The sequence below is a fragment of the Dorea sp. genome, assembly GCF_977044405.1.
This window is the reverse complement of the sequence record NZ_CDRRQK010000024.1, coordinates 1-12,984: the sequence shown is the minus strand read 5'-3', so window position 1 is coordinate 12,984 and position 12,984 is coordinate 1. Positions and strand designations below refer to the sequence as shown.

At 41.1% G+C, this 12,984-nt stretch carries 14 protein-coding genes and 1 other RNA gene; 1 reads left to right on the top strand and 14 read right to left on the bottom strand.

Annotated elements, in window-relative coordinates; genetic code table 11:
* Nucleotides 1-266 precede the first annotated feature (266 nt).
* From ACWJAF_RS10910 to ACWJAF_RS10880, 7 genes are all read right to left on the bottom strand, one after another.
* Complete coding sequence (locus tag ACWJAF_RS10910) at nt 267-2,030, bottom strand: 1-deoxy-D-xylulose-5-phosphate synthase (RefSeq protein WP_448863899.1); 1,764 nt, start codon at nt 2,028-2,030, stop codon at nt 267-269.
* Nucleotides 2,021-2,413: a MerR family transcriptional regulator gene (locus tag ACWJAF_RS10905; protein WP_296033265.1), complete on the bottom strand. Its 393-nt coding sequence runs from the start codon at nt 2,411-2,413 to the stop codon at nt 2,021-2,023. The genes ACWJAF_RS10910 and ACWJAF_RS10905 overlap by 10 nt, the downstream gene beginning before the upstream one ends.
* 438 nt (nt 2,414-2,851) lie before the next feature.
* On the bottom strand, nt 2,852-4,021 hold the full coding sequence (locus tag ACWJAF_RS10900; RefSeq protein ID WP_296033275.1) for an aminotransferase class I/II-fold pyridoxal phosphate-dependent enzyme: 1,170 nt from the start codon (nt 4,019-4,021) through the stop codon (nt 2,852-2,854).
* Nucleotides 4,021-4,512, bottom strand: a complete 492-nt coding sequence (locus ACWJAF_RS10895; protein ID WP_296033276.1) for an Lrp/AsnC family transcriptional regulator — start codon at nt 4,510-4,512, stop codon at nt 4,021-4,023. Before ACWJAF_RS10895 ends, ACWJAF_RS10900 begins: the two co-directional genes overlap by 1 nt.
* Nucleotides 4,466-5,491 (bottom strand): AIR synthase-related protein, encoded by a 1,026-nt coding sequence (locus ACWJAF_RS10890; protein WP_448863895.1) that lies wholly within the window; start codon nt 5,489-5,491, stop codon nt 4,466-4,468. Before ACWJAF_RS10890 ends, ACWJAF_RS10895 begins: the two co-directional genes overlap by 47 nt.
* Before the next feature lie 320 nt (nt 5,492-5,811).
* The gene (nth, locus tag ACWJAF_RS10885) at nt 5,812-6,438 is read right to left on the bottom strand and encodes an endonuclease III (protein ID WP_296033268.1); all 627 of its coding nucleotides are present in this window, start codon (nt 6,436-6,438) and stop codon (nt 5,812-5,814) included.
* Nucleotides 6,439-6,443: 5 nt separating this feature from the next.
* Nucleotides 6,444-8,312: a B12-binding domain-containing radical SAM protein gene (locus ACWJAF_RS10880; protein ID WP_448863892.1), complete on the bottom strand. Its 1,869-nt coding sequence runs from the start codon at nt 8,310-8,312 to the stop codon at nt 6,444-6,446.
* 223 nt (nt 8,313-8,535) lie between these two features.
* Between ACWJAF_RS10880 and ffs the strand changes: the two genes are divergently transcribed.
* An RNA gene (gene ffs / locus ACWJAF_RS10875) (signal recognition particle sRNA large type) lies at nt 8,536-8,798 on the top strand.
* 91 nt (nt 8,799-8,889) lie between these two features.
* Here the strand turns inward: ffs and ACWJAF_RS10870 are convergent.
* The 7 genes from ACWJAF_RS10870 to ACWJAF_RS10840 form a co-directional block, all read right to left on the bottom strand.
* On the bottom strand, nt 8,890-9,177 hold the full coding sequence (locus tag ACWJAF_RS10870; RefSeq protein WP_448863890.1) for a hypothetical protein: 288 nt from the start codon (nt 9,175-9,177) through the stop codon (nt 8,890-8,892).
* Nucleotides 9,178-9,519: 342 nt separating this feature from the next.
* The gene (locus tag ACWJAF_RS10865) at nt 9,520-10,005 is read right to left on the bottom strand and encodes a hypothetical protein (RefSeq protein WP_448863888.1); all 486 of its coding nucleotides are present in this window, start codon (nt 10,003-10,005) and stop codon (nt 9,520-9,522) included.
* A 75-nt stretch (nt 10,006-10,080) separates the two neighbouring features.
* Nucleotides 10,081-11,229: a hypothetical protein gene (locus ACWJAF_RS10860; protein ID WP_448863886.1), complete on the bottom strand. Its 1,149-nt coding sequence runs from the start codon at nt 11,227-11,229 to the stop codon at nt 10,081-10,083.
* The gene (locus tag ACWJAF_RS10855) at nt 11,201-11,332 is read right to left on the bottom strand and encodes a hypothetical protein (RefSeq protein ID WP_448863884.1); all 132 of its coding nucleotides are present in this window, start codon (nt 11,330-11,332) and stop codon (nt 11,201-11,203) included. Before ACWJAF_RS10855 ends, ACWJAF_RS10860 begins: the two co-directional genes overlap by 29 nt.
* Nucleotides 11,329-12,174 (bottom strand): peptidoglycan-binding protein, encoded by an 846-nt coding sequence (locus ACWJAF_RS10850; protein ID WP_448863882.1) that lies wholly within the window; start codon nt 12,172-12,174, stop codon nt 11,329-11,331. Before ACWJAF_RS10850 ends, ACWJAF_RS10855 begins: the two co-directional genes overlap by 4 nt.
* Nucleotides 12,174-12,593 carry a phage holin family protein gene (locus ACWJAF_RS10845; protein ID WP_448863880.1) on the bottom strand — a complete coding sequence of 140 codons (420 nt, stop codon included), beginning with the start codon at nt 12,591-12,593 and terminating at the stop codon, nt 12,174-12,176. Before ACWJAF_RS10845 ends, ACWJAF_RS10850 begins: the two co-directional genes overlap by 1 nt.
* 126 nt (nt 12,594-12,719) lie before the next feature.
* A partial coding sequence (locus ACWJAF_RS10840; RefSeq protein WP_448863879.1) for a hypothetical protein occupies nt 12,720-12,984 on the bottom strand: 265 nt, incomplete at its 5' end.

Here is a 12,984-nt window from a genome sequence, read left to right as displayed (position 1 = left end):
TCAAAGTGGTTGGCCATATTGACTAGTAGAAATCCACCCAGTCCGCCAAGACTTTTTAGAGGGTGGGTTTTCTATTTCCTACTGACATATCAAATATATAAAAGTCAGTAGTGATATTATGAACATACCAAATTGCATTAAATCTTTAAAGTCAAAATTTCTATTGTTCATTTACACCACCTCCTATCTATGTATCTTAGGAGGCCTTCCACCCTTATTGCGGTTGTTTATAGTAGTATATCACATACGTCTTATTTATTCAATTATTAAATAAACTTCATTATATCTTCCACAATCTGTTCTTTCGTCAGATGATTCTCTTTCAGAACTTCTGCCACATCATAACGGTCCAGGAATTCTTTCTTCAGTCCGAAATTCAGAACCTTCATGTCGGAATCTCCATAGAATCTTGCGATCTTCTCTCCGAATCCGCCGTCAAGGATACCATCTTCCAGGGTAATAACAACATCATGTTCTTTCTTAAGTTCTTCCAGAAGGTCTGCATCAATACCTGTGATGTAGTATGGATTGATTACTGTTGCATCTGTACCTGTCACATTCTTAAGTTCTTCTGCCACTTCTTTACCAAGTCCGTAGAATGTTCCAAGTCCGATGACTGCAACCTTAGAACCTTTCTGTGTAACTTCGTATTTGTTCAGATCGCCAAAGTCTTTTGTAATCTCTTTTCCGTCTGAGATTACGCTGCCGCCCGGAAGCTTGATTGCTACCGGATGCTCATTCTGTTCAATACTCCAGTCAAGCATTGCCAGGTATTCTTCCTTGGTTGTCGGCGCAAGATATACGAGGTTCGGGATATTTGCCATCATCGGGATGTCATATAATCCAAGATGTGTCACATCATTCATTCCAAATACAGTTCCCCAGAATGTTACGATCGTTGCCGGACTGTTGTTGATGCAGAGGTCCTGTGCAATCTGATCATAGGTTCTCTGTACAAATGTGCTGTATACACCATAAACTGGTTTTCCACCATTTGCAGCGATTCCGGAAGCGAGTGCTACAGCTGTCTCTTCTGCGATCCCAACATCTACGAACTGTTTTCCGGCTTCCTGTCTCTTATCCTCAGTAAATCCCATTACAGTTGGTGTTCCGGATGTAATTGCTACAACTGCAGGATCTTTTTTCATCTTATCCAGAAGGTAATTTAAGGAAATATCTGAGTAGTCTTCTTCTGGTTCTGCTGTCTCATCTACCAATGCTTCTCCTGTCTCGATATCGAACGGGCCGCTGTAATGCCAAGCCTCTTTATTTTCTTCGGCAGGTGCATATCCTTTTCCTTTTAATGTGTTGATATGGACAACAACTGGTTTTTTGCTGTCTTTTACGCTCTGGAATGCCTCGATCAGATCTCCGACATCATTTCCATGATCTACGTAGATATAATCCAGTCCCATAGCCTTGAACAGGTTGCATTCTGCCTGTCCGTCCGTCTCACGGAGCAGTTTCAGATTACTATATAATCCACCGTGGTTCTCTGCGATTGACATGTCATTATCGTTCACAACAATGATCAGGTTGCCGTCTAATTCTACTGCAAAGTCCAGACCTTCTAATGCTTCACCACCGCTTAAAGATCCGTCTCCGATCACTGCGATCACGTTGCCTTCTTCGCCTTTTAAGTCTCTTGCTTTTGCAAGACCGCATGCAAGGCTTACAGATGTGGATGTGTGACCTACGGTGAAATGATCGTGCTCGCTCTCATTTGGATTGCTGTATCCGGATACATCATCATAGTGATCTTCATAGAGATATGCATCCTTTCTTCCTGTCAGCATTTTGTGTGGATATGTCTGGTGTGATACGTCATATACGATCTTATCTTTTGGTGACTCAAATACATAGTGCAGTGCAATTGTCGCCTCTACCATACCGAAGTTTGGTCCGAAATGTCCGCCGTGGATGCTGGCTCTTTTTAACAGCGCCTCTCTCATCTCGCCTGCCATTACTGTCATCTGGTCTACTGTTAATTTCTTTACGTCTTCTGGTCCGTTGATATGTTCTATATACATGATGGATTCTCCTCCCAGTTTAATACTCCTGTTTTTACTGCTTCTTCATACCTGGCTATTTTATGATTCAGACGTTTGATTGCTGTCTCTACCTGTGCTTTCTGCTCTTCTAACTTCTCTCTTTCTTCTGAAAGGAGCTGAAGTCTTGCTTCAAATGTCTCGTCTCCCTGCTGGTATAACTTCACATACTCAATCAGTGCTTCTACCGGAAGTCCTGCTTTTCTCATGCAGATGACAAGCTCCACCCAGCCAAGATCTGATTCCTGATAGTCCCTGATTCCGCTCGCCGTACGTGTTACTTCCGGAATCATCCCAATACGCTCATAGTAACGCAGGGTATCAGCGGAAATGTCATATTTTTCACTTACTTCTTTTATCGTCAATTCAGACACCACCTTTCTCGTTGCAGTTCTTTAGAGCATGTCTTAAAAGTATTCCTGTAAGCTGTCTGTTCTGCGAACTGCCACATTCATTATTCTCATTTTATGTGTTATTTATTACATTCCGTCCATTACTATAACACTTAGAGTTTGCTCCAAGTCAATAATTTTATATGGAAATTTTTGTAAAATATAAAAATAACTTCCATAATGTAAATCTTAATTCCAGGCAGCTGACGTTACTCTTACACCAATTTCAGATAAAAAAAGCCGTTAAGAAAATTAAAATCAGATTTCTATCAGACACACTCTAATATCTCAATTTCCTAACGACTTCCTTTTATTCAGTTATAGATCCTGCCTCCGGCAGCTTCTCTGACTTCTTATATTTCACCTTTTATAGATTGACATCTCTATCTTTCTATCCATCTGTGAATACTTTTACTTCTGACTTCTAAGTCTCTCAACAAACCGGCTAAGTCTTCCAATTGCCTCTTTCAGATCCTCCAGTGAGTACGCATAAGATACCCGGAGGAATCCCTCACCACTGGCTCCAAATGCACTTCCCGGTACGACTGCAACCTTTTCCTCTTCGAGGAACCTCATTGCAAATTCTTCAGAGGTCATACCGAATTCCTTGATACTCGGGAAGATATAGAATGCACCAAATGGTTCGAAGCATTCTAACTTCATCTTTGCAAATTCATTGACCAGATATCTTCGTCTCTGGTTGTATGCATTTCTCATCTCCTGCACTTCATCTTCACAGTGACGCAGCGCTTCAACAGCCGCATACTGGCTGTTTGTCGGCGCGCACATGATTGCAAACTGATGGATTTTTAACATCTGTTCTATGATCACAGATGGTCCACAGATGTAACCAAGTCTCCATCCGGTCATTGCAAATCCTTTGGAAAATCCGTTGATCACCAGTGTTCTTTCCTTCATTCCCGGAAGAGATGCAATGGACACGTGCTCTGTCTTATATGTAAGTTCGGAATAGATTTCATCAGAAAGTACATACAGATCATGTCTTTTTACCACTTCTGCAACCGGCTCCAGATCTTCTTTTGTCATAATTGATCCAGTCGGATTATTCGGGAATGGCATAACCAGCATCTTCGTCTTTGGTGTAATCGCAGCTTCTAATTCTTCTGCTGTCAGCTTGAATTCATTCTTCTCCTGAAGAGGAATAACAACCGGATTACCATCTGCAAGGATCGTACATGGTACATAAGATACATAGCTTGGCTGTGGGATCAGGACTTCATCTCCCGGATCCAGCATAGCACGAAGTGCTACATCGATTCCTTCACTACCTCCGACAGTTACCATAATCTCATGATTTGGATCATATTCTACATGGATCTTCCGGTCTAAATATTTGCTGATCTCTATCTTCAGATCCTTAAGACCTGCATTCGATGTATAGAAAGTCTTTCCCTGCTCCAGGGTATAGATACCTTCCTCTCTGATTCTCCATGGTGTATCAAAATCCGGTTCACCTACACCAAGAGATATTGCATCCGGCATCTCACTTACCAGATCAAAGAATTTACGGATTCCCGATGGTTCGATGCCTGTAATTTTTTTGGATAATGGATTTCTCATCATGGTGTTACAAGCATCCTTTCTGGTTTTTTCTGTCCGAACATGACTGTTCCGTGGTCTTTATATTTTTTCAGTACGAACTGTGTACTGGTTCCTGTTACATCTTCGATCGGTGATAATTTACTTGATACGAACTTTGACACTTCCTGTAGAGTCTTTCCTTCGATCAGGACCATCATATCAAAGTCCCCTGAGATCAGATACACAGCCGACACTTCTGGATAATTACAGATTCTCTCTGCCGTCTTATCAAATCCTGTGTCTCTTTGTGGTGTTACTTTTACTTCGATCAGAGCATTTACATACTCTGTTCCTGTCTTATCCCAGTCAATCAGTGTGTGGTAGCCACAGATGATCTTAGCTCTTTCCATTGCTGATATCTCATTTGCTACGGTTACCTCATCTGATCCAAGAAGAACTGCCAGTTCTCCAAGATCTACCCTGCTATGTTTCTCCAGATACAGAAGTATCTGCTTTCTTAATTCTTCCATCATTCATACCTCCGCTATAAAGCTTCAAGATTTCATCCGGAGCCGGACGGTCGATATAGCGCGTCTCTTCTCCATTTCTTATAATCTTGTCATTGTTGTCTGTTGTATGTCCGATTACTGCTGCTGTAATCCCCTGATTGTTCAGCGCATCTGCCAGTACTTCCCCATTGTCAGTCACTGCCAGAAAACTTCCTGTGGATATCATCTGGTATGGATTCAGCCGGAAATGTTCACATACCTCTATTGTTTCCTGCAAAATGGAAAACCTCTTCATATCAAGATCCAGTCCCTGATCCAGTTCCAGTGCCAGATTCCACAGTGCTGCCAAGATTCCGCCGTCCGCGATCTGACGTACGACAAATGCGCCCCCGGCTTTTGCGACTTCTATTTCTCTCAAAGCAAAGATCTGCTGTCCGTAAGATAGTATCTGCTTTAAGAAAACCGGTGCAAAGCGGGTCTTAAGTTCCTGTTCTTTTTCTTCTGTGATTCTGAGCATACCATCCATGCCCACGTTCCCAACGAGTACAATGTCTCTACAGGCTCGTGCGGTTTCCAGATTCCAGGCTTCTTCCTTTGGCGCTTTTGCGATTCCGGTAACCGTTACTGCGATTACCTGTACCGCAGGATTCGCGGATGCCTGTACCTGAACAAGGTCTATATGATATTTTTTACAAGCTTTTTTCAGAAGTTTTTCGATTTTGTGGATTCTGGATTTGAACACGTATTCCGGATAGGCGATCTGTACGCTTACACTTGCAAATGTTTTTTCGTCATCCAGGCTCTCTTTATCTGATTCTAAGACCTGATCCGTCTCATTATCCTCATCTTCTGTTATTTCCGGGCAGACAGAAAAAACCGCCCCCTGTGCCGCCAGTGCATTCACGGTCTGTGCAAGTGCATGAACACCTATCTGCGGTGACAAACCGTAGACGGTCACTGTTTCACTTATAAGCTGTTCTGTCTGTGTCTCTAACTTCATCCTTGTTATGTTCCCCTTTATCCTGTTATATTTATAAAAAATAAATCTCTATAATTACTCTCTTTTATTCCTTATATTTTCCCGTTTCTACAATCTGGTCTGCAAGACCTGCCTCCGGCATTTACACAAGATACGGAATAATCATCGTTGCCACCATGGCAATAATGACGATAAGCACAACAATTGATACAATTCTTCTTGTTTTCTTATTGTTGAAATTCATACTTTTACCTTCTTTAATTCTAACTGATATTATGGACTACTCTGAAGCTATGCTGCTCCCGCAATCCTTCATCACTACATTTCACTAACGCGTTTCTCTACATTTTATACTCTTTACAATATTTTTGCAAGAAACAATCCTCACATTTTGGGCTTCTTGCGGTACAGATCGTACGGCCAAACGTGATGATATGAATATTCCAGAGTATCCAGTGATCCTCCGGAAGCTCTTTCATCAGATCCTGCTCGATCTTATCCGGATCCTGATTCTTCGTAAGTCCAAGCCGGTTGGTGATCCTTTTTACATGCGTATCTACAACTACGCTTGGGATGTGATAGATATTGCCGCGGATTACATTTGCTGTCTTTCTGCCCACTCCCGCAAGGCTTAGAAGGTCTGATAACTCCGATGGAACCTCCCCATCGAATTTATCCCGGATATCTTTCATACATGCAATGATATTCTTCGCCTTATTATGATAGAACCCGGTAGGTTTGATATCCTGTTCCAGTTCCTTTAGGTCTGCATCCGCAAATGCATCGACAGACCGGTACTTCTGAAACAGATCTTTCGTCACGATATTAACTCTTGCATCTGTACACTGGGCACTTAGCATCGTGGCGATCAGAAGCTGCCACGGCGTCTCATAATTCAGATAGCAGATGAATTCTGTCCCATACTGCGCATCTAAAATCTGCAGTATCTCTCCTGTACGTTTTTTCATAATATTTATCTCCCAACTCTACAGACTCTTGCTTCCTGGTTCAACGGATTCCGGTTCTGGTAATCGAATAATATATATGCATCTGCAAGTTTAAAATATTCCAGATGAGTCATCTTACGCATCTGGTTTCTGTCATATTTTCCATAATCCGGAAGATACTTATGCGTCTCTTCTTCATTTTCATAAAAAGCTCTTGCCACATCCTTCGTCACCAGATATTCCCCTGCGAATTCCGGGCGGCTCTTCGCATTCTCTCTCAGATAATAATCGTATGTCAGCACTTCACGGAATCTGTCCTCTTGCTCCTTGTGATAAGTCCGTACATAGTTCAGCAGAATCTCATACCTTGCACTTCGCTTGTGCTGCACTGCATGATATCCATTCTCCTCATAATAAGCAGCAAGACGGTCATACATGGCGAATGCCGAATCATATTCTTTTTCCAGTTCTTCCATCGTGTGGGTGAATTGACGGCTGTTATAGTAGACCTCCACCATCTCTTCGATTCCTTTCAGACGGAGTACATCTTCGTAAGAAATCCACTTTGTATACAGTACTTCATACGGCGGATGCGCCTTGTGCACGATTCCGTATTCTTCCTGATGCTCCTGCATGAATGATCCCTTAAGTACCTTCAGAAAACCAAGCTGCAACTGCTCCGGCTTCAGCGCATAGACATCGTCAAATGAATGTGCGAAGCTTTCTACGTCTTCATATGGAAGCCCCGCGATCAGATCCAGATGCTGATGGACATTGCCTGCATCCTGTATCCTGCGTACAATCTTCGATACTTTTTCAAAATCCATGACACGGTGGATTTCCTGAATCGTCTTCATATTTGTTGACTGCACACCTATTTCTAACTGCACCAGTCCCGGACGCATCTGTTCTAAAAGTTCCAGTTCTTCTTCATTTAAGATATCTGCTGCCACCTCAAAATGGAAATTCGTAATGCCATTGTCATGTTCCATGATATATTTCCAGATAGCAATGCTATGTTCGTGCTTGCAGTTAAATGTACGGTCCACGAATTTCACCTGAGGTACTTTGTGATCCAAGAAGAATTGAAGCTCTTTTTTCACCAGTTCGATATCCCGGAATCTCAGACGCTTATCTACCGAAGACAGACAGTAACTGCATGAGAACGGACATCCTCTGCTCGTCTCATAATATATGATCTTGTGTTCAAAATCTTCCATATGATGATAGACAAATGGGACTTCACTCAGATCCATGATCGGGCGCCATGGGTTTTCAACTATCATGGTATCCCCGGAATGTGTTTCCTCATTCAAAGCATCATTTTTACTGCTCACGCTATCCATGCGGAACGTAATTCCAAGCACACCTTTCAGCTCATTATCCACAATTTCCGGATTTATCCAGGAGTTATCCCCGGATGCAGCCTGATATCCACATGTGTTTTCCACTGTATGATCGGATATACCCTCTTTCTCACTTTTTTCTTCTACGGCATAGGCATCATCCCAGGATTTTCTGTAAATTTTACAGAGTTCCAGAAATGTCTTCTCTCCCTCGCCCTTCATCACACCTTTGACGCAGGGAAGGCGTCTTAATACTTCTTTCGCATCATAAGACACCTCCGGGCCGCCAAGCCAGATTGGCATATCCGGACGCAGTTTTCCGATCTCCAGTACCAGCTCTTCTACGTAATCCAGATTCCAGATATAGCATGAGAAACAGAGAATATCCGGTTTCTTCTTATAGATATCCATCAGGATATCGTCTTTTTGCTGGTTGATCGTATATTCCCCAATCTCCACCGCCGGATCCTTCGCATATGCTTTCAGGCTGTATACCGCCAGATTGGAATGTATATATTTTGCGTTCACCGCTGCCAATAATATCTTCATCGTTCTTATTATTTCCTTTCAAATAAGTTCCCGTATACTACAATATTATAAAGTCACTACCTGCTTTTGACAACGTTTCCTTTTATTTTCCGCTTATCGTTCCCGCATTATATAAATATCAACTTTATCGTTCCAATGCTTCGTATTGTAATTGGCAAAATTCCCCTAAAATTCCTCCCCGTAAACTGTTGACTTTTCGGGCAAAACACGTTAAAATATTGAACCGTGCAGCCGGGGTGTTAGCGGTACCTTGCACCTGCAATCCGCTATAGCAGGGGTGATATTGCGCAGAGGGCTTGTATTTGTAGAGCTGCCCTTGGAAAGTGGCGTTGATGTTTGGGTCTTACGCGACGGGACTCCGTGAACCATGTCAGGTCAGGAATGAAGCAGCATTAAGCGGAACCTCTCGGGTGCCGTAAGGGTGCCTGGGCTGAGTTAACTACCAAGGTAACGTCTGGGGATACTCGTTCGAAGCGCAATGCACATAAAGAGAAAATTCAAGGAGTGTTGTGAGGATGATTTCATCCGTTGCAACACTCCTTTTTGTTCATTCTTTATCTTAATCCTTCCAATTGTCTTACTGATCCTGATGCTCTTCCATATACGTCCGAATAAGCGATACATCCTCATCCAGATCATCTGCTATCTCTTCTGCGGTCATTCCTTTGCTCAACCGCTTTTTAATCAATCTTTTTAAAACATTCTTTTCTCCAGTTTTTATTCCATCTAACATTCCCGCCTGACGTCCGATCTCAATCCCATCCTGACGTCCAGCCTCATACTCGGCCTTCCTAAGCTTCTTCTCTTCAAATTCCCTATCATATTCATAGATACTCACTTTGATCACTTCCGCTCTGTTCCTCATCAAAAATTCACCATATTCAATTCTCCTTTATTGCAGGAGTTCACATACGTTTCAGTCCTCTCCTGCTTTTCTATCGCCTCTTGGTATAAAAGCATAGATTTCTGAAATATAGTAGAATATAGACGGTGTTTGTCACCTTAGATTCTGTTTGAAATATGCTTTGCTACAGTTTAACACACTGGTAAATATAATTGTAATATCTTACATGCTTTTGTTCAAATAAAAAGTCGCCGATATTAATGATATGTACCCCTTTTACTGGACATCCAGTGAAAGGGGTACATATCAGACCATGCAAGTGTCATATAGCGATTGTTTTTACATTTGTGATGAATTAAATCCTTATCTCAATTCTTTCATAATCTTAGAACGTGGAAAATACACAACTTCAAATCTTGGCGAGCTCATCCTATTTATTTTATCCCATTTTTCTCTAGAAAAAGTCCCCCTTAATTTTATATATTTTCTATAATTCTTTCCTTTTACATATGCTGCACTATATCTGAATTTAAGCCATCCCCAATACCACTTATAATCGAGAACATTTATCTCATCCCATGTTCCTTCGATAAATCTCATACTTCTACTCTGAGGTCCTTCTTTCAAATCTAAAATTAATTTTATTGTCTCTATAATATTGTATATAAATGCAATATTAGCCGCTATTCCAAAAATTATACTCGTAATCCTCATTAATACCGTCTCTTCCTCATCTGGTAACATCATTATAATTACCAATGGTTCCAGTACTAATGTCAAAATTAACAAAAAAATTCTTCTGATTACATATACTCTATATGTTCTTATCGCATAATTATATAATTTCACTTTTTCACCTAAGACTCTGCAATGTTGCAGAGTCTTAACTCCTTTTTACCAATTTTTTCGGAAAAATCATCGGCATTAAACCGCTATCCCTTCTTCTTTTAATTTTCCCAATATAGTCTCCATTTCTTTCAAACCAGGAGCTCCCGTAATCTCTACAATCTCTCCTTCTTCCACATTTGCAATATATATCTGCATGCAGACTTTTCCTTCATCAATATCCCATATAATAGGATCCTTCTCCTTCGCATAATCATCCAGAGTCAGTTCACTTTCTGGTGGACATATCGTCAAATACACCGCATCGTTCTTAAATATATCGGTAGTCACTGCATTCTCATCAAATTTCGATAATTGAAAAGAATATATTCCTTGTTCTAAATCCTCCCAATGATAACTTACTTTTCCCCGGTGGATTCCCTTCACTTTGCCATCACTCAAAATCGTAAAATAAACCTTTTTACCTTCCGATATTTTAATTAATTCTTGCAGCCAACTATCAGCATCTCTTTCCGGATTCAAACACTCAATGTAAATGAATTCATATCTCCTATTCTTTTCATGCCAGACCGTAATTTCTTCTTTTTCAATCACATCTTCACAGACTCGAAGTTCTTTGATAAGCCTTGATCTTGGGTAATATACGACCTCCGCTACATCCCCTTTTCCTCTTTTATAAATGTCTTTAAACAATTGCCCTTTAAAAATCCCTCTATACGCACACGTTTCCTTCTTAAATAACAAGATTGTCCATGCCACTTGTCTGTAATCTGAGTCTATAAAAAACAAAGAAGTAATCACTCCATATATCCAATTGAGCACCGCAAATATCATCCTGTTCTCCATCGTATTCTTTTCTACGCAGAACCAGATTTTTCCTCTGAACCACTGATCCTTAGCAAGCACTTGCGGTTCTATCTCATACGAATCGACAATTCCCATCAGTTTTCCCAGTTCTTTTGTTTTCATATCCTGGAATTTTAAGCAACCGACTTTCGGTTCTTCTTTAAAATCCAGATACATATAAATACAATATTTAAAATTGTATATAAATTTAATTGCAAATATTGTACCTAATGACATACCCAAAACCAGACCTGCAGTGTCCACTCTGGTTAGACTGTAGAATATTATGCTTCCCATTAGAAATAAAATTGTAATTATTATTTTTTCTCTGACCAGCATAGAAAATTTATCTTCACTCTGGCTTATCTTTTGATTCTCCATTTGCAGCTTTCCTTATCTTAGTTTTTGCTTTCGCATAATCCCCATCATCTACATTCAACATTGTAACTCGTAATAACACATTGGTAAATAAATTTCTTCTCACATCCCAAGCAAAATCCTCCACGTCCTCTTCCCCACTATTCCGTCCTGCACCAGTCCGTGTGCCTTCTGCAGATTCTTAACAGCCTTTTCCGTTCCGCCTCCGAAGATCCCATCAACTTTACCACAGTCATATCCTGTAGCATTCAGCTTCTCCTGCACCAATGCCGTCAGGTTCCCTTTCGCACCTTTCCGTATCATCGGGCAGCCTGCAAGTGTGTTCTTTCCGGCTATTCCATCGACTTTCTGGCTGCTAAATCCCTGCTTGTTACATTCCGCCTGTACTCTTGCAATCCAGGAATCAGTATCTACGGATAGCTTCGTATGATTGCCGGTTGTTCCTGCCGGATTGTCCGTAACCGTTTCCTTTACTGCTTCATCCCATCTCGGAATTCCGTATCCCATAATGTATGAGGAATTCACATCAATCTGTCTGTCGCATAACATATCGTTCCGGTTTCCTTCTCTTACGACCAGCATATTCCCATTACGTGCAATCACCGTCCCTACATGATCCGAAATCTGATCATGATTCCAGTCATAATATACGATATCTCCCGGCTGTGGATTGTAGGTATCTGCCTGCCGGCCCGTCCATCTTCCCCATTGCTTAAATGTCTGGATTCCAGTCGGGCAATAGCAGGTATTTGGTACGCTTCCGGCATTACCGGAGGCATATGCTGCCGCTGATACAGTGGCATGACACCATGGATCTGTGTGACTCATCTTATACGATCCAGCCGGGCGCTGTGAATTATAGATGTCAATGATGATATCGTCCTGATTCTTTGCCTCGCTGTAGCCATACCATTCTTTTAATTTGTCACTGTATTCTTTCCATCCCATTATCCTTCACCTCCTGCACGCTTCTGTAAAATATCAATTGCTTTGTTGATCGTATCCGGTAATGGCACTCCCATCAGACCTGCATTTTCTACAAGGGAAATGGTTTCATTGGCAATGAATGCTATGATCACTGCATTTCTGATATAATCCGTCCCAATGACCAGATCCAGCCGGTATGCAATCAGTACAAATACCAGCGTCATTCCTTTTCTGCACAGCCCTTTCCATCCGGCCTTGCTCTCAAGTGCCCCGGTAGCTGTCTTGGGGCTGTTCTTAAATACTCCGGCAACCACTAAGCCGGAAACATAATCTAATCCCATAAATATCAACAGTGTTGTAAGTCCTGCATCCCATCCGCCAAAGAAGGAGGCGATTACAGAACTGATTATACCTAAGATTGTACATATTAGTTGTTTCATGTTATCTGTCCTTTCTTTATTTTCGATGTTTTCATATTTATCCTTTTTACTTTTATCTGTTTATACTACAACCGCCATTATCTGAAAATGATAATGGCGGTTGTGGATACATTATGGATTATATGATTATGAAATTTTCCGTATTTTCACAATTATTTCTGTATTTTTTTCATAATACACCTTATATTTTTCGTTTTTTCTAAGATCTCCATTTTTTCCCATAGCAAGCCAAGCTATATAAAACGTTTTTTCTTCGTCCCCCTTTTTTAAGTCTACAAAATCTACCGTATGGTGTGATTCTCTCACATATATCCCTTGATATTGTCGAATTACAGGCCTATAAATCGCTTTATATATTCCGCCAGCTTGCCATATCATAAATACAGTCGCT

What these genes read in the sequence shown, in the direction of transcription:
- ACWJAF_RS10870 (WP_448863890.1), bottom strand. Translation starts at nt 9,177, where the DNA reads ATGAGGAACAGAGCGGAAGTGATCAAAGTGAGTATCTATGAATATGAT.
- ACWJAF_RS10900 (WP_296033275.1), bottom strand. Translation starts at nt 4,021, where the DNA reads ATGAGAAATCCATTATCCAAAAAAATTACAGGCATCGAACCATCGGGA.
- ACWJAF_RS10860 (WP_448863886.1), bottom strand. Translation starts at nt 11,229, where the DNA reads ATGGAGAATCAAAAGATAAGCCAGAGTGAAGATAAATTTTCTATGCTG.
- ACWJAF_RS10895 (WP_296033276.1), bottom strand. Translation starts at nt 4,512, where the DNA reads ATGGAAGAATTAAGAAAGCAGATACTTCTGTATCTGGAGAAACATAGC.
- ACWJAF_RS10880 (WP_448863892.1), bottom strand. Translation starts at nt 8,312, where the DNA reads ATGAAGATATTATTGGCAGCGGTGAACGCAAAATATATACATTCCAAT.
- nth (WP_296033268.1), bottom strand. Translation starts at nt 6,438, where the DNA reads ATGAAAAAACGTACAGGAGAGATACTGCAGATTTTAGATGCGCAGTAT.
- ACWJAF_RS10890 (WP_448863895.1), bottom strand. Translation starts at nt 5,491, where the DNA reads ATGAAGTTAGAGACACAGACAGAACAGCTTATAAGTGAAACAGTGACC.
- ACWJAF_RS10910 (WP_448863899.1), bottom strand. Translation starts at nt 2,030, where the DNA reads ATGTATATAGAACATATCAACGGACCAGAAGACGTAAAGAAATTAACA.
- ACWJAF_RS10850 (WP_448863882.1), bottom strand. Translation starts at nt 12,174, where the DNA reads ATGGGATGGAAAGAATACAGTGACAAATTAAAAGAATGGTATGGCTAC.
- ACWJAF_RS10845 (WP_448863880.1), bottom strand. Translation starts at nt 12,593, where the DNA reads ATGAAACAACTAATATGTACAATCTTAGGTATAATCAGTTCTGTAATC.